This is a genomic window from Eubacterium limosum, assembly GCF_000807675.2.
GTDB classification, from domain to species: Bacteria; Bacillota; Clostridia; order Eubacteriales; family Eubacteriaceae; genus Eubacterium; species Eubacterium limosum.
Window position 1 is genome coordinate 1498427 of sequence record NZ_CP019962.1, and the last position, 20506, is coordinate 1518932.

A 20506-nucleotide genomic window follows, 5' to 3' on the forward strand; every position below is an offset into this window, starting at 1 on the left:
ATACTGGCCAGTATTTTATTTTGGAGGAAAAAATGGATATGCAAAAAAGCGGTTTTAATATTTATGAAAGGCATGATTTTGACTGTGAATGTGGGAGGCATCATAAGATGCCGATTGGAGAGGTTGTGATTGCTTCGGGTGCATCCAGAAAACTGCCTTATTATGTCAAAGCGCTTGCGCTTGGTAAAAAAGGAATACTCGTAACAGATGAGGTGATTTTTGAGTCCATTGGCAGAGAGATCTATGCAGACTGGCAGGAGCAGGGGCTTGAGATTGAATGCTATGTGCTCAAAGGCCGTATCCGTCCAGATGAGTACACCGTTGGAGATGTTATCTGCAATACGCCTTTTGACGCTGATTATATCGTATCATTGGGGGGCGGAACAGTCACGGATGTCGTCCGTTATGTGGCAACACGCCTGAATTTAGAATGTGTTTCCATTCCGTCGGCCATGACGATGGATGGCTTTTTTACAAACATGTCCATTATTATTGTCGATGGGCTTCAGGTGACATATTATCTCAATTATCCCAGTTTGATTCTGGCCGATTCCGATATCATTGCAAAAGCGCCGAGCGTTATGAACGCTGCCGGTGTGGGCGAGGTGATCTCTAAAATAAGCGCAGGTATGGACTGGTATGCGGGAAAACTGATCAAGGATATTTATTATTGTGACCGGGTAGAAGCAATGATGGGCGAGTGTATTGCCGAGGGAACTGAGGATGAGACTATAGATGGCATTGTGCCAGGAGAGAAAAAAGCCATTGAAAATTTAACAGACGCATTGTATAAAAGCGCGGTAGCAATGGCGTGGTATGATTCATCCCCCTGCGGCTCCGGCGCTGAGCACCAGCTGAACCATTTCTGGATTAAATGTCAGGATGAAAAAGGTGTGCCGCAATCAATGCATGGCCAGGAGGTCGGCGTTGGGGCTGTGATCAACACCATGATTTGGGAAGAAATTATGGCGATTGATTTCGAGCGCTTCGATGTTGAAAAGGCCGTCGAAAAAACCTGGGACAGAACTGAGTGGGAGAAGGAAATCCGGGCGGTTTATGGTGAAGGCGCAGAAAGCATTCTGGAATTGCAGGCAGAAAACCACTCCTTTGACAAAGCAGCAAGACGAAACGAAATAGAAAAAATTATCAAGCATCATGAAGCCCTGGCCAGACGGTTTGAGGCAATGCCAACCTCTGAAGCGCTTATTGAAAAATTAAAGAAAGTGGGCGGCCCATGGCACCCAAAACAGTTACAGATTGATGAGGATGAGCTGGTGAAGAGTATCTACTTTGCAAAGGAAACGCGCAGCGGCCGTTACAATGCACTGTGGATGGCCGAGGCCCTTGGCATTATGGAAGATGTTTCGAGTAAAATAATAAAAAAACTGGAATTCTAAGGCTGTTCCGGTTTAAATTGAAGCCATAAGAAAGTTTGCGTTATAACAAAGTGGTTTACGATATTGAAAAAGCGTTTAAGATTATGGTATGATATAGACACACACTTTCAGGAGGATTAAAGATGAATAGTATTGAAAGAAATAATCCAAAGCCACTTTATGTTCAGTTGGAAGAGCTGATCCGAAATAATATAGACACCGGCATTTGGAAACCACAAACTGCAATCCCCTCTGAAAGCGAGCTGAGCAAAGAGTATGATCTGAGCCGTATGACCATTCGGACGGCTTGTCAGAATTTGGTTCAGGAAGGCGTGCTCTACCGTGTTCCGGGAAAGGGTACCTTTGTATCAGAGCCTAAGATTATGACGGAGTCTTTAGCTTACATGGGCTTTCGGGAGCAGCTTGAGCGTATGGGGTACGAAACGACGACAAAACTGTTAGATTCTGCCATTATTCAGGCTTCTGGCAGTGTATCGAGAAAGCTGCGTATTCCAGAAGCCGCGCCGGTTATGCTGATTGAGCGTATGCGTTATCTTAAGGGGAAACCGATCAGTCTGCATTACTCTTATATTCCGGTACAATTATGCGAGGGCATCGAGAAGCATGACCTTGTCGATGAGCAGCTGTGTGTTATTCTTGAGAAAGAATACCAGCTTTTACCTACGCGTATACAGGAAACGCTGGAATCGGTCAAGGCGTCTAAAAAAGAATCCCAGCTTTTCCGTGTAGAAGAAAGCTATCCGCTGCTGATTCTTGAAGATATTCTTTTTGCGCAGGATGATACGCCCTATGAGTATTCGAAAGTTGTCTTTCGCGGAGATAAAATCAAATTAAAATATGAGTTTCATAATTTATAAACGAGGTGAGACCAGCCGCTTCAAGAGCCTTATAAAACCTGGATATTATTAAGATAGCAGGTCCTTTGGGCTTGAGCTGCTGGTCTTTTCATTTTGAATAGCGTTAACCGACTGATAAACGTAAGTAATTAATATCAGGAGGAAACAAAATGTCAGATGATTGTAAAATGCAAAAGGACTATGTAACGTTTTTAAAAGCATTGATTGAAATACCATCTCTTTCCGGAGAAGAAGGAAAAGCAGCAGTATTTATTCAGAACGCTTTAGATCAAATTGGTGTCACACCCCAGGTTGATGAAGCGGGCAATGTCTATGGAGAGATTGATGGTGGAGAAGGGCCGGTCGTTCTGCTGAACGGACATCTTGATGTGGTGCCAGAAGGAAGTCTGGAGGCTTGGAAGCCCTACAGCCCTTTTAAGGCAGCTGTGGAAGGCGACGTGCTGATCGGAAGAGGGGCCAGTGATTTGAAAGCAGGGCTGGCAGCACAGTTTTTTGCATTTAAGCAGATCAAGCGGGCCTTGGATGCAGGCGCTTCTTTGAAGGGGAAGGTTATTTTTTCGGCCGTCGTACATGAAGAGGCAGCGGAAATGCTGGGAATGCAGTATCTCATTGATCATACCCTTGAAGGTGAAAAAATCGATTTGTGTATTCTATGTGAGCCGAGTTCAGGAAGAGTGGCGCTGGGGCATCGTGGAAAGGTGGAGCTTGTCGTTAAAACCATGGGAAAGACAGCTCATTCCTCTCAGCCAAGGCAGGGCATCAACGCGCTTGAAAAAATGCTGCCTGTTATGCAGTATATTTTCGAGGAGATGCCAAAAACCCTTAAAGGGCATCCTGTTTTGGGGGATAACTCTGTTACAATAACCGACTGTATTGTCCGGCCGGGAGCGCAGAGTATTATCCCTGACGAATGCGAAATATCCATTGACCGGCGTTATTCGCCGGATGAAACACTGGAGGACGTGGTGCGTCAGCTTAAAGCTGTGCTTGATAGTTTTGCAGAAAAGGACCCGGAATTTAAGGCAGAGGTGTATCCGCGGGCTTACTGTGAGAAGACTTATACAGGCTACACCTGTGAAGTTAATAAATACCATCCGCCCTGGGCGACGGACCAGCAGATACCTGCTGTAAAAAAGGCTCTGGACGCACTGGAGAACGCAGGGCAAAAGCCAGAGTGTTTTTACTGGAAATTTGGGACAGATGGTGGATATACCGCAGGACTGCGGGGGATTCCGACCATTGGGTACTCTCATGCCGAAGAGAAATGGGCACATCAGCCCAAAGAGCAGGTTAAAATTTCGCAGATGATGAAGACCATTGAGGGAACAGAGGCAATGCTTGCCGCTGTCCTTGACTTGAAAGAGAAATAACAGAATAGAACTCAAAAAAAGACCAGCCATGCAGCTGGTCTTTTTTATGGTGTGTAGTTAATTCCTGCCTTTCTTGCCTGGGAGTGCTGGTCTTTGCGCTTGATTTGGTAGAGCTTATGGTCTTTTATGAGGCGGGCGCCGGTCTGCTGGAAATGAAAGGCGACCCTGGCATCAACACACTGTCTGTGCAGGCTCAGTATCCAGTCATAGTGGCAGACCCGTGCGTTGAGGCCGGATTCACCGCCGACAGTTACCTGGCATACCCAGGAAGGATCGAGCCAGGGAGTGAGGTCGATGGGACCGAGCAGGGGAGAACACACAATGCTTTTACAGCGAATGGGCGCCTCTTTAAAAAGCGGCAGCCGGTAGTCGGTCATGGCCTGATTTTCAACAGTACAGCAGATATGGACATTGGGATAACCGTCGCCCCAGTCCTCTGGAATACATTCATAAAAGCGGTGGATACGCTTTGTGATAAACATGAAGTTTAAGTCAGAGCGCTCACGCATCATGGCCCATACCTCAGGCCGCCAGGCGTCCGCGGCGTCCAGAAAAAAGTCGGAGGTAAAGCAGGTATAGACCAATTCGCCCGGCGGGATTTTAAAAGTTCCATCTCGCTTTTTCTTCAGCAGCAGATCAAAGCAGGAATTTTTAGATACCTGATGGCTGTCGCGGTCGTATTTCTCATCCATGCGGTAGACATAACAGTTCTGGCACCCGGTGCTGATCTTTTGACAGCCATGCCAGGGATTCCAGGTGATCGACATAGGATCCTCCTTCTAAAATAATAAAGGCGTTCCGTTTTGGAACGCCACAGGCTGTTAAAAAGCGGCGTAGCCCGAGACTGCGCCTTTTATCCAGATAAGCAAAAAGGTCCAGGCGCTGCGGATAACGGCCAGGAATTGTGCCGCACGATCGGAATAGCCGGACACTGGCGAGATCAGACATCCACTTTAGTGAAGAAGCGCTTCCCTGTGAGGGCAGTGCCCGCAGGACACTTTTTTCTTCCTTAGGTAAAAGGCTTCGTCTCTCAGGTGCCTTAACCGCCTTAACCGCATTAATAGACAATAACAGGGGTACCGTCCTCGATACCGTTATAGATGGCCTGAGCAGCTGCGTAGGGTGTGTTGACACAACCGTGTGAGCCGCTGTTTACATAAATGCTGCCGCCGAAATCCGTGCGCCAGGAGGCGTCATGAATCCCGATATCGCCGGCATAGGGCATCCAGAAGGTAACCGGTGAGGCGTAACCTTCGCCTTTTAAAGTAACATTCATTGCCTTGTAATCAAGCCCGTAGACACCGCTTGGGGTGGCAAACCCACCGCTCAGGCTTCCTGTAACAATAGGAGTGCCAACGACTAGACCGCCGTTTTTATAAAACCACATGTACTGTCCGCCAAGGCTTATTTCAACATAGGTGTTGCCGTAGTCTGGAGAGTTATGGCTTGCGGCTGTCTGTGCGTAAACCGGTTCACGGGTTACAGGCTGTCCCGCCTGGATAATTGGAATGAGGGCAGCGACCTCTTCATCCTGGTCGATCAGCCAGCCGTAATCGCCGCCGGCAATGCTGACATTTCCGCCGCCGCTTGTCTGGAAGCTTCGCGTAATGCCGTAGGTATCGTATTTATCCGATAAATTGGCCACATAGGTGGTCATGAGATCCTGATTGAACTGGACGTCCATATTGCCGTCCACAGCCAGCCAGGTATTAATGGTATTTTTATCAAGAACCTCTGTTGCGTTGCCAAAGGTATAGGTAACTGCTGCGTTCAGATACTTGTTCATAGTATCCATGGCGGCCTTAACCTTGGAAGAATCCTTGGTAAAGGAAGGCGTTTTATAGCAGCCGGCCGCTTCCAGATCCAGCTCGGTATCACCGGATAAAATAGCGTTTTTCACGGCTTCTTTGAGCTTGGCAGGGTCCAGCTCGCTGCCGGTGACCTCTGGTTCAATCACGTAGCTTGTACCGTTAAATTTAGGATAAGCATTGGCCACCTTGACGACATCCGCCCCAGATACAGCCTGAAGCTGGTTCAGTGCATTGGTAAGCTGAGTGTCATCGTAGCTGAAGGTCGCTTCCAGATCCTGATGACCCGACGGCACCAGAGACATCGGCCAGGCAAAAGCATTCTGGTCATTTAACATCTGGGAAATTTTACCGTCAGAAATATAGCGCATATTAACCTGATCGGCGGCAATTGTTTCGGTTTTTCCGCCGCGTTCCTTGAGGGTCAGCGTGTGTGTTGCGGCATTCTGCTGCATTTCTTCATCCACCTGAGCGGCGGTTTTGCCAGTGACATTGAAACCGTTCATGGTAGTGTTAAAATAGAAACGAGTGCTGAAATAAAAGCTTAAGCCAAGATAAAGGGCCAGGATAATGCCAATCCCAACACCAATGCCAATCCAGACCTTTTTATGGCTTTTCTTTTCTTTAGAATCCGGCGGCTCCCCGCCGTCAAAGGAATCATCGGCAGTGCTGTCATCATCAAAGGTGAGAACCTCGCCGGCCGCATCGTCATCATTTTCAGTTCCGCCCTCTGGCGGCTCAGGCGGATCAATGATGGTTTCCTCCTGGGCCTCCGGCGCAGCAGGTTCATCAATGATGACCTCATCTTCCGGGGGGACGGGACGCTCAAAAAGAGAGGCGTTTTCAATCGCCTGCTCTTCGGGGGTACGCTCCTCGCGCTGATCTTGTAAATTCTTTTCATCCATAAGATTAAATCCTCTTTTTTTGCAGTATATAATTGATTTTATCATTTTTTTGAGCAAAGGTAAATCTTTAATTTGTGAATATTAAGCCCTTCTATGAACTTTAAGAATCGTTTTATCGTCAGACGCTGGTTGACAGCGTTACTTGACGAAACGTATAATAAAATCAGATTTGTAATTTAGAATACTGCATATTTGGAGGTAAAGAACCATGCTGGAATTTTTTATAAAGCCTGTAACGGCTGACGGTGGTGTAAGCTATATGCCGACAGGTGCAGGATATGCGGTGCTTATCGGTCTGATGGCAATTGTGCTGGTCATTGCATCGCTTGTTGCCGGGAAAAACGAACACCGCCAGATCAGCACCAGGCATCTGACCTTTTGTGCCGCTGCCATTGCTCTGGCGGTGGTCACATCGAATATTAAGATTTTTCATTTGCCCACCGGCGGTTCTGTAACATTGTTCAGTATGCTTTTTATCACGCTGACAGGTTATTGGTACGGTCCCAAGACAGGGGTTCTGGCGGCAATCGCTTATGGCATTCTGCAGATGGTGATCGACCCTTATATTCTATATCCTCTGCAGGTGCTTGTCGATTATGTACTTGCCTTTGGTGCGCTTGGCCTGTCTGGCTTTTTCAGTCAGTCAAAGCACGGACTCATAAAGGGGTACCTGGCTGGAATCTGCGGCCGCTACGTATTTGCTGTGCTGTCCGGCTGGCTGTTTTTTGGCTCCATGGCCTGGGAAGGCTGGGGGGCACTGCCCTATTCAATGGTATATAATGCTGTCTATATTTTCTCGGAGGGCGCACTGACAATGATTTTGCTGGCGGTTCCATCGGTATCGAAGGGGCTGGCCCGTGTTCGCCGGATTGCGGATATTTAATCCTTTGTATAAGATCAGTCTGCTTCCTGACCATCAGCATTACACTTAATGAGCGCGGAATGTGAGGGGATTTTACTGGGAAAACATCTCGGCAGTTGGTGCGGTAGTACAGGCGGTAGTATAGGCACTAGGACAGGCACTAGGACAGGCAGTAGGACAGGCAGTAGTGGGGGCGGTGGTGCGCCATTCATAAACAAGACTAAACAAGACGAAAAGAGACAAGAGTATGGATAAACTGGAGAATAAAAGGAAAATGTTTTTTGCTGGAGTTGTTTAGTCTATTATATAAACAGAAGATAACTTTCAAAAAATAAAACACGCTTGCACGGCGTGTTTTATTTTTGTTTATTTATTTGTACAAAACAAGGTCTACAGCTCAGCCTCTTCCTTGCCGAGCTTTTTCCGTTCAACCAAACGGCCCATAAAGAAAGCCAGAATACCGACGCCGATACCAGTCTGGAGACAGAAGATCAAGGATTCCACTTCACCAGGAAGCTCACCGTTGATCATAGTTTCAAGCACAGGCGTAAACCAGGGCTCATATTCGCCGCCCTGAATCTCTTCGATCATTGTGCTGCCTGCGTCGTCAGAACCGCCGAATTCAGCGCCCTGGAGGGCAAATAGAGGTACGACAACCAGTAAAGCGACAATTACGAGAAGAACAATCACTAATTTTTTGTTTTTACTCATTTTACACTTCCTCCGATGCTAAAAAACCAATGGACTTGAGTTCCGGGCTTGCATACGTTTCTAAAGCGATAACGATAATAACCGTTAAAATCCCTTCAATAATAGCAAGCGGCAGCTGGGTCGGTGCAAAAACCCCCAGGAATTTTACCGCAGAAGCGGCTACACCACCCTGTTCAGACGGGTAAGCCATCGCCAGCTGAATACTGGTAATACAATAAGTGAACAGATCCCCCAGTGCAGCGGCCAGAAAAACGCCAACCTTACGGTTAACCTTCATTTTCTGGCAGAGCTTGTAGATACCAAAAGAGACAAAGGGACCGGCAATTGCCATTGAAAAAGTGTTTGCGCCCAGCGTTGTCAATCCGCCGTGGGCCAGCAGAATGGCCTGAAATAATAAAACGATAATGCCAAGAATACTGACAGCGCTCGGTCCAAACAAGATGGCGCCAAGGCCTGTACCTGTCATGTGGGAGCAGCTGCCTGTTACAGATGGGATCTTCAGTGATGAAATAACAAAAATAAAAGCGCCTGCCATGGCCAATAACGTAATGGATCTTCTGTTGCCGGTCAGGGTTTTTTTGATCGAGAAAAAACCAGCAGCTAAAAATGGAATACAGATAACACCCCATGCAATACAGTACCCCACAGGAAGGTAGCCCTCCATAATGTGCATTGCGTTTGCGGCGGGTACAATCCCGAATACAAGCGCCCACGCGCCAAGCAGTGTGACAATCCTTCTTTGATTCTTTGTCATTTTTACCTCCTCGAAAAATGAATTTTACCGGGCTACGATTCAAGCAGGCTGCGCAGCAGCACGAAAAAACCGCTTATCGGGCAGATAAGCGGTGAAAGTACGAAATAATGAATCCTGAAACCTTTTAATTTCGTCCAGACACTCAGCTATCTCCTCGTAACCAAATGTAATACAGTTTTAATGATCAGCATCCTGACTCGACTTGCGTCTCACAGTGGCGGGACCGTTTGGGATTTACACCCAATTATGCTTTAACCATCGCTTATGATGGAAACCATTAAAGTGTGCCGGAGAACCGACTACGCTTTTAATTATAACACCTTATGTCATAATGTCAATGGATAAAGTTGAATTTTTTTAAAAAAGAATAGATTAAGCTATACACATACCCCCTATATGTATTTTTGTGTTTGGATTAAAAGTATAAGAGAAAAATATGAATATCCTTAAAATATTTTCGTTTATTTGAAAAAATCGTAAAAACAGACTACAATAGGTTCTGATGTTGGGTTTTATAGCTCTTTAAATATAATTAGTGCATTAGAATAAGCTCGATTATTAAAATGACGATTTAAAAGACGAAAGCGCTTTGTTGAAACTACGGCATATCGGCCGTGCGAATATTGTAAAAGCTTATATAAGTCCGGCTGCCGTTAAAATAAAAGCGGTGTACTGGAAAGCCTGATAAAAGATGTGATTTTGGAGAGAATAATGAGTGAGCGTACAAAACGAATCGAGACTTTTTCAAAAAAAGATCTGACAAAGACAAACATAAAACGCGTCAATATCCCGGAGGGCTTTGAACGGATCAGCGTTAATACCTTTAAAAATCTGACGAAGCTGAAGGAAGTCAGAATAGCGGAATCGGTTAAGGAAATATGCGGCCATGCCTTTGAGGGATGCACAATGCTTTCAGCCATCAGTCTGCCCTCAGGACTTAAACTGCTGGGGGAAGCCGCCTTTATGGAGTGCAGAAGGATACAAACGCTCGAGATTCCCGAGGGCATACACGCCATAAAAGACCGCACCTTTAAATTCTGCCGGGGGCTGGAACATATAACACTGCCAAAACAGCTTATACAAATTGGGGAAAATGCCTTTTACAATTGCGATAAGCTGGCATATATCGAGCTTCCGGACGCCGTCGAAAAGCTGCCCTTCAGAACCTTTTACATGTGCAAAAGCCTGGAATCCATCCGGTTTTCGCAAAATTTGAAATATATCGGCAAGGAAGCCTTTGTAAACTGCAGTTTCCAGCAGCTGGAGCTGCCGGAGAGTCTGGAGATTATTGATGAATCCGGCTTTTTGAAATGTAAGAAGCTCACAGCGCTAAAGCTGCCAGAAAGTGTAAAAATCATTGGAAAATGGGCGTTTCATGGATGCCCTAATTTAAAAACAGTTGAAATAAGACACGACCCCGATGAAGTGGGCGAGTGGCTCTTTAACCGAAATGATGTAACCGTACATTGTTTTGAGGGCTCCAAGATCGACCGTTATTGTAAGCTATACGATTATAAAGTCCGCTATATCCAGTAAAAATCCTCTGTGATTCTTGACAAAAGCCGTTAAAAAAGCTATGATGAAAACAATTAAATATCTGATTTTATCCTGTGTAATGGGAAAAGGGTGAGAACCCCTTGCTGTAATCGCAGCTGTAATACAAAAAGCCTGTCCAATAACCACTGCCAGTATGGCGGGAAGGGGACAAGGATGATATTGTAAAGCCAGAAGACCAGCGCAGAGATACGTTTTTAAAGCTCCGATTTAGAGTGATAAGACAATTCTGACGCCTTCTTTTTTTCAGGCCGCAGTTTTCCTTCTCTGAATCAGAGGAGGTTTTTTTGGTTGCTAAGCAGGAAAAAGGAGTAAATGCCATGGAGTTAAAACTCGAGATGGAAGTACCGGAAATAAAAAAAGAACGGACAAAAAAAGGAATACAAACTCAGAGAAATATTCTATTGCAGGCAAAGGAGCTATTTTATGCCCGCGGTTATAATAATACGGGAATGGTGGATATTGCCAGAAACGCACAGGTTGGCCTTGGAACCCTTACCTATTATTTCAACAGAAAAGAAGACATTGTTGATGAGATCATCAATACCTACTTTATGCAGCTCTATGATTTTGTAGGAGAAAATTCAGAAAAGGCAAAACTGCAGTATGTTAAGTACTGTACCGCGGTGATTCTTTTTTATACCGGTATTGTGGAGGACCCCCATGTGATGAAGTTCTACTATGAGATCACGCGGCGGGACTGTAATAAAACAAAGCGTATGATGGTCTTAAAGCTGTTCAGCCGTTCTGTTCTGGAGTATTTTAATAAAAGCTATACCGAGGAAGATATGGAAGCCTGCACGCTGGCTTTTTACGGCGCCCAGAAAGAGATCTTTATCCGTTACTATGAGCGAGAGCTGCCGTTTAAGTCCAAAAAACTCGTGAAATCAATCGTCTACCATATGTTCCGGCTCCTTGATATCAGCAGTGATACTTTAAAAAATACCATGAAGGACGGTTTTGTTTTTCTTGATGCGTACAGGGACAGGCTGCCGCAGATTTTATAAGATAAGTCTAAAATAATAATAGCCTTTTGATGATAAATCAAACCCTTCAGCGGATAACTTTAAAAAATAAAAAACGCTGAAAAAGCCCTTGAAATGGTACTTTTAGCAACTGTATTTAAAAAAACTCAAAAATAGAGGTTGCAAAAAATAAATTATAATGCTAGAATAAGCATTGTAAACGAGATGACAACAAATTGTATCAATTGTAGCTATTCTTTAAAGAACGACTCGTTTGTGAAATTTAATAATAACTGTAATGAATTGCCGCATGATAATCATTCTGGTTATCTGCAGCTAGGGTGTTTTTGAGAGTTTATCAAGATGCCTGAGGGAAGTAGGTGTGAATCCTAGTACAGAGCCGCTATCGTGATGCTTGCCGGAAACCACTGGTAAAGACGAGTCGGAAACCTGTTTGTTACAGTCTTGATGCAACTAATCCTCGTCACTAGGGTTATTCATCGAAAATATAGACGCTCTACGGCTATTCTGGGGCTTCTATCACAGATATTCATAATCAAAGTTATTGTACAGATCAAAACAGCGATTGTTTTGATGGTGTATGGTTTTATTTGAGTTGAATTTCTATGATAGGAGCCCCTTTTTGTATACAAAATTTTGAGAAGGAACAGAGAGGAGGCCGTATCATGGCCAAAACAAAAACCATTACCATCGAGTGTCCAAAGTGCCGCGAAGCCTTTGAGATTAAAGGATATGATACCATAAACGCCAGTCTGGATGAGGCGCTGAAGGCAAAGCTCATCAAAACAGAGCTGTTTAAGCACACCTGTCCAGAGTGCGGTGAAACTTTTTCAAAGCCCTACTCGTTAAAATATCAGGACATGGAAAAAGAATACATGGTGATTCTGGATATGGGCGACATTGATACAGCGGCGATGGCGGGGGAGGTTTTGGAGATGTTTCCAAATTACCGGATCCGCATTGTGAAGGATGTGATGGACCTTCTGGAAAAAATTCATATTTTTGAGTCCAACCTGAATGATAAGATCATCACCTATCTGGATCATAAAATATACGAGGACGTATCCGCAAAGCTGAAGGCTGAAAACTCTCCCATCGCCATTGATAAGGTGCTGTTTGGAAGCTTTGAGTTTCAGAAGAAAAAAGTGGTGTTCGGGGCGCTCAACAACGCCGGGAAGCAGATTTTTATCGATACCCCCTTTGCTGACTACAAAGCCCTGGCCAATTCGCCGAGGCTGGCCCCCTGTTTTAAGGAAAAGGAAGGCGAGTACGCGATTGATAAAACCTGGGCGGAAGCGCTGGCGTAGCAGGGATTACAATGCTTGTTCCAGAGTGGAGCACAGCAGAAAATAGAGAGAGCAATATTTTTTAAATATTATGTTGTGAAAATGGGAAAGGAGTGAGCTTTATCGAAGAAGGTAAAAGTGTGAAGGAGGCGCCTGCCCGCCGTTAAAAGGGCAGGAAAAAGGACCGATGGAAGGCCTAATTTCCAAACGGTCCCATGAAGTCTGATATTTCCTATAGACTTCATAATTATATCTCATTTACGGCCCTTGGGCAATCCCTTTAAGGAAAGCCCGGTTCAAAAACAAAAAATAAATTTTAAAGGAGATTTTAATTATGGCATTCGCAAAATCAGCAAAAAGAGGTTTAGCACTTTTAGGTTCAGCAGCAATGATGGTAGGATTCGCAGCTCCGACATTCGCAGCGCCGGCACAGACTGCAGACGCTTCAACAAACGTTTATTATGTGCAGGTGGACGCTAATCTATTAAATCAGATTAAAGGAATAGCTGGACAAAATATTCTTTATGGTCCGACAAAAGTTACCGCAGCAGACGTACAGACAGTAACTGGTAAAGCTCCACAAACACAGACAGTTCTGGATGTTTTGAAAACTGCTTGTGGCGCAAATAATGTTATTTCCGGTAGCTGGGGTGCTTCCGGCAGCTTTTTAACAGGTTTTAATAAAACGGGTTTAAACAAACCTGCCTCAATTACACAGGCCGAATATATGGCTAAGGGACATGGCGCAACAGATGTTATGTTTGATTATAATGTCAATGATGGTGCAGCGGGCTCTTTATCCACTGCTGAATATGCTGGTACTGCTGGCTGGATGTTCTCTGTAAACAACGCTTCTGCCCCTTCTGTTTCACCTTATTATTACTCAGTAGACGATTTAGTCTCTGATACCAGCAAAGGTTACGGTGATCTGGCGGTTATCCGTTTTGAATATTCTTTAAGCGGCGGGGCAGACATTGGCTTAACAGACAGCTGGGTTCCTAAATCGGTTAACGATGATGGTTCTTACAATTGGAACGATACCCTGCAGATTGTCAAGGAAAGTGGTCGTGTGGATATGACACAGTCAATCCGAGACGCGGCAAACGCACAATAAGAACAATAAATAGACTAAGAAATAAGGAGAGACGCCTCTCCTTATTTCCTGTTTGCTTTTTTAAAGCCAGTAGGACGGAGGAAAGAGATGATTCAGCAAACGAAACACTATTTACAAAGATGCTTAGTTCTTTTGCTGGTGGTAATGGTCGGCTTAGCGGGTGCTTTTTCAAACTCGGCCCTTGCTGCGGGTAATGACAATCAAGAGGCGATAACGGCATCCAATACATTTGATGAGACTAAAGATAAAGAAACAATACTTATAAGCACAGCGGAAGACTTTATTGCCCTGCGAAACTATGTGGCAAGTGGCGAAATCCGAGATGACCAATCTAAAGGTGTGGCCGGAGGAAAAGCACGTAGCGCCAAGCTGATGGCAGACATTGATCTTTCAGACATTGATTTTGCAGAGACAATGACACCCAGCAGTTCATGGGATGTCAGCTTTGATGGTGGTGGTCATACAATTACTGGGTTTACCGGAAACACCTATGGATTGTTTGGAGAAAGTTTAGCAGTTGGATATAACTACAATAGTGATGGCACAAAAGAAAAGGTCAAAACAATTATTACAAATTTGCATGTAGATGGAAATATTAATATTGGTTCAGAAAAATTGACGGAAAATTCAACCTATAATTATGGTTTGTTTGCGAATAACCTTATAGGTGGAGCGATGGATCTTGCGAACTGTGAGATTAGTAATTGCGTTGTAACGGGTAACATAAATATCGAAATACCCTCGGATAGAACTATAGATGTTAATGTTGGTGGAATGTTCTATACCGGACCAGGAACAAATCCCAATTCAAAGGTACCAATTAAAAATTGTTTAATTGACGTGGACATTGCTGTTGTCAATCATTCTCAAGCACCAGTTGCGATATATGGCGTTGCCAGAAGTGCTGCGATGGATCATTGCATATCTCTATCTTCAGTAAATATTTCTGGAGAAGGCAGCAGCAACATTCTAGCCTATGGTATGTGCACTGCGCCTAAATATAATAAATTATCTCCACAGGCGTTTTTTAATAAAGATGCAACTAATGCTGATTCTTGGAGCGATGATCTTAGTTATTATGACAATGGGAAAACCTCAGAGGAACTGAAAAAAGCCTCTACCTATGATGAAAGTTGGGATACAAAGGTTTGGGCAATAACGGATGGTAAATATCCGGTACTTAAAACTTTCGGTGCTGAGAGTACCCCGGATATCAGCGAGCTGGAGAGCGTTTTAAAAGAAGCTAAAGCTATTACAAACGACGATAAACGTTACACTGACAGCAGTTATCAAACACTACAGAATGCGATAAAAACAGTGGAGGATGCAATCAGTAATCTGTCCACAGCAGATTTACTACTGAAGGATTTTGTTTTAACGAAGACCTCTCTTTTAAAAAATGCAACCAATAACCTGATCGCTCAGGGTCCATGGGCAGAAGCGGTGGAAAATTTGGACGCAGCTCTGCAGGCGGCTAATGAAGTACCACAAGACATTGTCTATACAACAAGCAGCCAGACAAGCTTTGATAATGCCTTTAGCATTGCCAAGGCGTTGGATAGAGACAAATCTGACGCTGAAAAAATAAAAACAGTGGCAGACAGCTTGCAGGAAGCTATAAAACACTTGACTGAAAACGCAGATACCACAAAATATTATTCGGTCAAGGATAAAGCGCTTAGTATAACAAACCGGGACTATATCTATACAAGCGACAGCTGGGAAAAATACGAGCCTGTTTATAAGGTTTATAGTTCATTAAAACCTAAAGACACACCAAAAGAAGAACAAAGAAAGCTTGACGATGCGGCGGACAATCTGGCGGAGGCTTACACCTGGCTGGTCAAAAACGCGGATTTTACCGCCATGAGAGCAGCCATCGTAGATGCCGGAATGCAGGATGAAGAGGACTACACGGCTGCCACCTGGGAAGCTCAGAAAAAAGCGCTGGATGCAGCCAACCAGTTCGACCAGAAAAACACACCGGTCGATGATCAGGAAAAGGTCGATGGGGCCACCACAGCCCTTGAAACCGCTACCGCCAAACTGGTGTTAAAGACGGACTGGGAAGCCCTGCAGACCGCGTTAAAGAACGCCGCGGCTCTGGAAGCTCAGGAGGAAGCCTGCACAACCAATAGCTGGACGGCCTTTAAAACAGCTTTGGATACTGCAAAAGGTATTGAGGAAACCAATACGACCACCCAGGCAGTTGCCGATGCGGCAAAAGCATTGACCGGCGCCCAGGCAGCGCTGGTCAAAAAAGCTGACAGCACTGCGCTGAACAGCGCCATTGCCGAGGCGGATAAGCTAAAGGAAGCAGACTACACCAGCGCGAGCTGGTCAGCCTTTGCTGAGGCCCTGGCAAACGCTAAGGCAGTGGATCAGAACAATGCCACCCAGGCGGCAGTGGACGCGGCCAGGGATGGTTTAGAGCTGGCCCAGAGCAAGCTCATTGAAAAGACAAGCTTTGCAGGCCTGAATGAAGCCATCCAGGCGGCCGAAGTTTTAAAGGAAGCCGATTATACCAGGGATTCCTGGAAAACGGCCGATGTGGCAGCTGCTCTGGCAGAAGCTAAAGCCATAAAACAGGATCCGGAAAATACCCCGCAGGCCGATGTGGACGCCGCGGTACAGAAGCTGGCAGACGCCATGGAACAGCTGGTGAAAAAGGGTGATCCCAAAGCCCTGGATCAAGCCATTAAGTCGGCCGAAGCCCTGAAAGCTGAGGATTACACCGCCAGCACCTGGGCAGCCCTGCAGGCAGCCCTGACAGAGGCCAATGCCCTGGACCGCGGCAACGCAGATCAGGCAGCTGTCAACACCCAGACCGAAAAGCTGGTGGCCGCCATGGACGCGCTGGTCGAGGCAGCCGACAAAGCAGCCCTGGCAGAAGCCTGTGCCCTAGCAGAGGCAAAGGACAGCGATAAGTATACCCAGGTCTCCTACGAGTCCCTCCAGACAGCCCTGTCAGACGCCAGAGCAGCGCTGGATAACGGCGACGCCGTCCAGCAGGAAGTGGACAAGGCCCTGGAAAACCTGAATAAAGCCTTGGCGGGCCTGATCAAAATCGCAAAGGCCGAAGCGGAGGGCTATCAGGTCAACGCTGAAATTCCAGATAACGCAGAGCTGAGCATCACAAAACAGGATGAACAGAAAACCGAAGCAGCGCAGAAGAAAATCCATAAAGATTACAAGGATGCTGAGCTGCTGGCGCTTTTCGACATCAATCTGGGGGATTACCAGCTGGGTAAGGGCGAGAGCGTGAAAATCACCATCGCACTGCCGGAAGCTGCCTGGGGCTATGACAGCTACAAGGTCTACCACGAAAAGGAAGACGGCAGCATCGAGTACCTCGACGCGGTGTATGACGCCGAAGGCCATACCCTCACCTTTACAGCGGGCAGCTTTTCCGATTTTGGCGTCGTTGGCTTTAAAAACGCCAGCGCCGACAACCCGGATGGAAACAGCGGCTCAAATGGTAACAGCGCAGGCCAAAACAGCAGCCAGAATGGCAGCGGCACAGCCAAGGGCAGCAGTACAGGCGCAGGCGTGAGCACAGGCATCACAGCTGAAAGCCCGAGCGCTGTTCTCACAGCGGCCGCGCTGCTGGCGGCAGCCGGGCTTGCAGCCTTCCTGGTTTACCGCAGAAGGACAACTAAATAACCTCGACTTTTAGAAAGCACGGGTTTTTCTATCAGGTCACAGCAGGCTCTCCCCAAAAGGGAGAGCCTTAGGCGTAAATAGAAATAGTATGCAGTAAAAATATATAAAATAAGGATAAAAAATATGAAACTAAACAAATGGAAGCGTGCGCTGGGGCTTTTTCTGGTGCTTCTGCTGCTGGCAGGAAGCGTGCCGCTGTCTGCTTTGGCCGAGGAAATGCCCGAAGGGCTTCACCAGCTGGAGCGTATTGGAGACACTTATGCGGCCAGTACCCTACAGGAGGCCCAAATGGCAGTGCCGGAGGCCACGGACGAAAGGCCCGACGGCCCTTATGATCCAGAAGTTATTGACCTGATTTACCGGGGCGGTGAGCCGTCCTTAACAAAGGATGCGGCCGGAAACTACCTGGTGCGGGACGTCGATGATCTCAATACCTTGAGAATGGATCTGGCAAAACACGTAGATTACAGTAACACCACAGTTATCATGACCAATGATATCGATGCTTCTGGTTTAATACCTTACCCTATTCACCGTCTCTATAGTGATGGAAATACTGCAATAAAAGATACGCAAGAATATGTTTACATATTCGACGGAACTTTTAATGGCATGGGTTATACCATTAAAAATTATACAGATAGTACTTCGGGTTTGTTTGATGTGTTGGGGAACAATTGTCAGATTGGCAATTTAACCATTGAGACTAAGCAGCAGATTACAGAAGCGTCTGGATCTTTAAATTTACCAAATGATACAACTGGAAAGATAAACCGCTCTATTGGAATTATCGCAAATAATGTAATGGGCGCCTATATGACACGGTGTGCCACTAATGGTGATGTAAAAATCAACCTTGAAACAACAGCCAATATTTCATGTGGGATGATTGGTTCAGGTTTCTCTTTAGGAAATTATTTTGGTACTGAAAGGGATAAATTTTTAGCGGAAAATTGTTATAGTACGGTTAGCTATGAAAAAAACGATACTTTTAAAAACATCAGTTTAAATACGGTGTCTTCAGGTAATAGCGCAAACTGTTATTACGCGGGAAAAATTACTGGATTTTCTGTTGAAAAGAACCAAACGTTGTCGATTCCTTTCAACTCATATAGAACTAATACAGATTGTTATTATGACAAGATTGCGCTGGGATTAGAGGAGGAAAATATAAATTCTGGTGGAACCGGCGTTCGTTCCAGCGAGATGAAGAAAAAGAGCAATTTCAAAAATTGGGATTTTGATACGATATGGCAAATTGAAGAAGGAAAAAACTACCCAACGCTCAACAGGGAAAATACAAAATTAAAAGCCAGGATCGTTGCAGAACTTGAAATTCAACTGGAGCCAATGGTTATTGACTATAACAAAATAAGTGTAACGGGAGAACTTCCAGTATTAAGAACAAATGTTAAGGATATTGTTGTAAAAAATGTCGAAGATAATCCATATCATTTGGATGTTGAATTTACAGCAGTGAAAAACGGAGCTGAATATGTAGGTGTTTTAGGTGAACATGCACAAGGTGTAGCACGTTTTAATGATAAAAACGACATTTCATTGTCATATGATCAAAATGATGAAGTTGATTATTTTCTTCCTACTAATCTGTTTGATAAAACAGCTTATACACAAGAAGGAAACGTAAAATATCAAACAGCTACAGCATGGGGCAGTTTGACGATTTCGGATAAAACCCCAGCGTTAACGGAAACTCGTAAACAGGAATTAAACGCAAAAATAGATGAAGCCTGTGAAATTTTATTTGAAGATGAAAAAATTTTTGGAAAAGGAGAAATAAGTGCACAAAAATCTTATGATCCTTATTTGATATTTGCTTTGATACGTTCGGACTCAAAAAAAGTAAATGAAAATTTTTATGATGAGTATTATAAAAATATAATTCTAAAAAAATATGAGAATTATCAAAATTCCGGTAAAACAAACGGCTTTATCACAACCGATACCTGTAAAGACGTTATGATGATTACAGCTATAGGATATGATCCACGCGATGTAGCAGGCTATAATTTAATAGATATTATAACCGATGCTGCTCTTTATGATGATAACAAGGCATATATGGCAAAACCTACGAGAGCTTTGGCTTACGGTTGCTATGATTTTGAAAATGATAATGGATACGATATTAAACAGGTTATCAATGATATGGCTGTTCAAAAAACTGATGCTACAGGTGTTGTTCAAGATGGAGATGAAAATGATGTTGCAGATATGTGGTCAATGTATATACAACCAATTTTTCAATACTATGACCCGAATGCAAAGCCGGGAGACGATTACTATGCAGTAAAGGTACGAATAGAGAATGAATTGCTCCCAAGATTTCAACGATCACAAAGCTATATCGGCAGTTTTTGGGGCGGTTTCTGTTTAAGTCTTACTAGCGATAACAATCATTGGGATATTAGGAATGCATGGACAAATGCCCAAGCACAGATATGTTTGGGTATGGCAGGAATCACAGCGTTTGATTCTCGATTTGTTGTGGGTAATCAGACAATGTATGACAATATTATAAACCGAATTGATTATGAAAAACGGATTGGAGAAGATACGCTAACATCCGGCATAGGCCCAGAACAGGTCATCCGCGGGGTCACTGCCTTAAAACGCGCCGAAGAAGGAAAAACCGGCATTTACGACTGCCGTGACGTCAAGGGAACCGCCTATGTCAAAAACCTTATTGACAGCATGGACACCAATGATAAAGAAGCCGTAGGCGCTGTGTGGAGCGCTTACCAGGCTTTGAGCGACGGCAAGAAGGCCAGCATGAACCAGGAGGATGTTAAGAAATTAACGGACGCTGTCAACGGCCAGGGGAAAGCCCTGCTCCAGACGCAGCTGGAAAAAGCCAACGCCCTAAAGGAAACCGGCTATACCGAAGAAACCTGGAAACCCTTCAAGGAAATCAGAGACAGCGCCAGCGCTGTATACGCCAATCCGAACGCCACCGACACCGAATGCCTGGCGGCTTACGCCAGCCTGAAGAACGCTATGGACGCGCTGGAAATGAGCTTTATTCTCGGTGATGTTAATGGTGACGGAGAGGTAACAGCGCGTGATGCCCTAATGGTAATGCGTGCCGTTAATGGAAAAGTAAAATTGACAGAAACACAGCAAAACGCAGCGGATGTTGTTGTTGATGGCGAGATTACAGCCCGTGACGCTTTGCTGATTCAAAAAGTTGTCAATGGAAAAGCAGCGTTTAAATAAAG

General features: G+C 45.0%; 14 protein-coding genes and 2 riboswitches. Of the genes, 10 read left to right on the top strand and 4 right to left on the bottom strand.

Annotated elements, in window-relative coordinates; genetic code table 11:
- Window positions 1-32 precede the first annotated feature (32 nt).
- The 3 genes from B2M23_RS06975 (at window position 33) to B2M23_RS06985 (ending at window position 3624) form a co-directional block, all read left to right on the top strand.
- Window positions 33-1397: a sn-glycerol-1-phosphate dehydrogenase gene (locus B2M23_RS06975; protein WP_038353677.1), complete on the top strand. Its 1365-nt coding sequence runs from the start codon at window positions 33-35 to the stop codon at window positions 1395-1397.
- Window positions 1398-1519: 122 nt separating this feature from the next.
- Complete coding sequence (locus tag B2M23_RS06980; protein WP_038353676.1) at window positions 1520-2254, top strand: GntR family transcriptional regulator; 735 nt, start codon at window positions 1520-1522, stop codon at window positions 2252-2254.
- Window positions 2255-2403: 149 nt separating this feature from the next.
- A complete protein-coding gene (locus B2M23_RS06985) occupies window positions 2404-3624 on the top strand; it encodes a M20 family metallopeptidase (protein WP_052237423.1) in 1221 nt (406 codons plus the stop codon).
- A 44-nt stretch (window positions 3625-3668) separates the two neighbouring features.
- Here the strand turns inward: B2M23_RS06985 and B2M23_RS06990 are convergent, their stop codons facing one another.
- Together B2M23_RS06990 and B2M23_RS06995 are read right to left on the bottom strand one after the other, a co-directional pair.
- Window positions 3669-4391, bottom strand: coding sequence for a DUF5131 family protein (locus tag B2M23_RS06990; protein ID WP_038353673.1), 723 nt, complete (start codon window positions 4389-4391; stop codon window positions 3669-3671).
- Window positions 4392-4681: 290 nt separating this feature from the next.
- Window positions 4682-6337, bottom strand: a complete 1656-nt coding sequence (locus tag B2M23_RS06995; protein ID WP_052237422.1) for a L,D-transpeptidase family protein — start codon at window positions 6335-6337, stop codon at window positions 4682-4684.
- A 208-nt stretch (window positions 6338-6545) separates the two neighbouring features.
- Between B2M23_RS06995 and B2M23_RS07000 the strand changes: the two genes are divergently transcribed.
- The gene (locus B2M23_RS07000; protein ID WP_110060337.1) at window positions 6546-7220 is read left to right on the top strand and encodes an energy-coupled thiamine transporter ThiT; all 675 of its coding nucleotides are present in this window, start codon (window positions 6546-6548) and stop codon (window positions 7218-7220) included.
- A gap of 369 nt (window positions 7221-7589) precedes the next feature.
- Here the strand turns inward: B2M23_RS07000 and B2M23_RS07005 are convergent, their stop codons facing one another.
- On the bottom strand, window positions 7590-7910 hold the full coding sequence (locus B2M23_RS07005) for an energy-coupling factor ABC transporter substrate-binding protein (protein WP_013382165.1): 321 nt from the start codon (window positions 7908-7910) through the stop codon (window positions 7590-7592).
- Window position 7911: 1 nt separating this feature from the next.
- Window positions 7912-8664 carry an energy-coupling factor ABC transporter permease gene (locus B2M23_RS07010; RefSeq protein ID WP_038353672.1) on the bottom strand — a complete coding sequence of 251 codons (753 nt, stop codon included), beginning with the start codon at window positions 8662-8664 and terminating at the stop codon, window positions 7912-7914.
- Between the two features lie 164 nt (window positions 8665-8828).
- A riboswitch (cobalamin riboswitch) is annotated at window positions 8829-8958 on the bottom strand.
- A 417-nt stretch (window positions 8959-9375) separates the two neighbouring features.
- Here B2M23_RS07010 and B2M23_RS07015 point away from each other — a divergent pair.
- The 6 genes from B2M23_RS07015 to B2M23_RS07040 all read left to right on the top strand — a co-directional run bounded on the left by B2M23_RS07015 (window position 9376) and on the right by B2M23_RS07040 (window position 20504).
- A complete protein-coding gene (locus tag B2M23_RS07015) occupies window positions 9376-10200 on the top strand; it encodes a leucine-rich repeat domain-containing protein (RefSeq protein ID WP_038353671.1) in 825 nt (274 codons plus the stop codon).
- A gap of 57 nt (window positions 10201-10257) precedes the next feature.
- A riboswitch (cobalamin riboswitch) is annotated at window positions 10258-10419 on the top strand.
- Window positions 10420-10538: 119 nt separating this feature from the next.
- Entirely contained in the window at window positions 10539-11225 is a 687-nt protein-coding gene (locus B2M23_RS07020) for a TetR/AcrR family transcriptional regulator (RefSeq protein WP_146209132.1), read from the top strand.
- Window positions 11226-11869: 644 nt separating this feature from the next.
- Complete coding sequence (locus tag B2M23_RS07025; RefSeq protein WP_038353670.1) at window positions 11870-12511, top strand: CpXC domain-containing protein; 642 nt, start codon at window positions 11870-11872, stop codon at window positions 12509-12511.
- Between the two features lie 313 nt (window positions 12512-12824).
- The gene (locus tag B2M23_RS07030) at window positions 12825-13604 is read left to right on the top strand and encodes a hypothetical protein (RefSeq protein ID WP_038353669.1); all 780 of its coding nucleotides are present in this window, start codon (window positions 12825-12827) and stop codon (window positions 13602-13604) included.
- 87 nt (window positions 13605-13691) lie between these two features.
- Window positions 13692-17267: an FIVAR domain-containing protein gene (locus B2M23_RS07035; protein WP_038353668.1), complete on the top strand. Its 3576-nt coding sequence runs from the start codon at window positions 13692-13694 to the stop codon at window positions 17265-17267.
- A gap of 123 nt (window positions 17268-17390) precedes the next feature.
- Window positions 17391-20504, top strand: a complete 3114-nt coding sequence (locus tag B2M23_RS07040) for a dockerin type I repeat-containing protein (protein ID WP_038353667.1) — start codon at window positions 17391-17393, stop codon at window positions 20502-20504.
- Window positions 20505-20506: the final 2 nt, after the last annotated feature.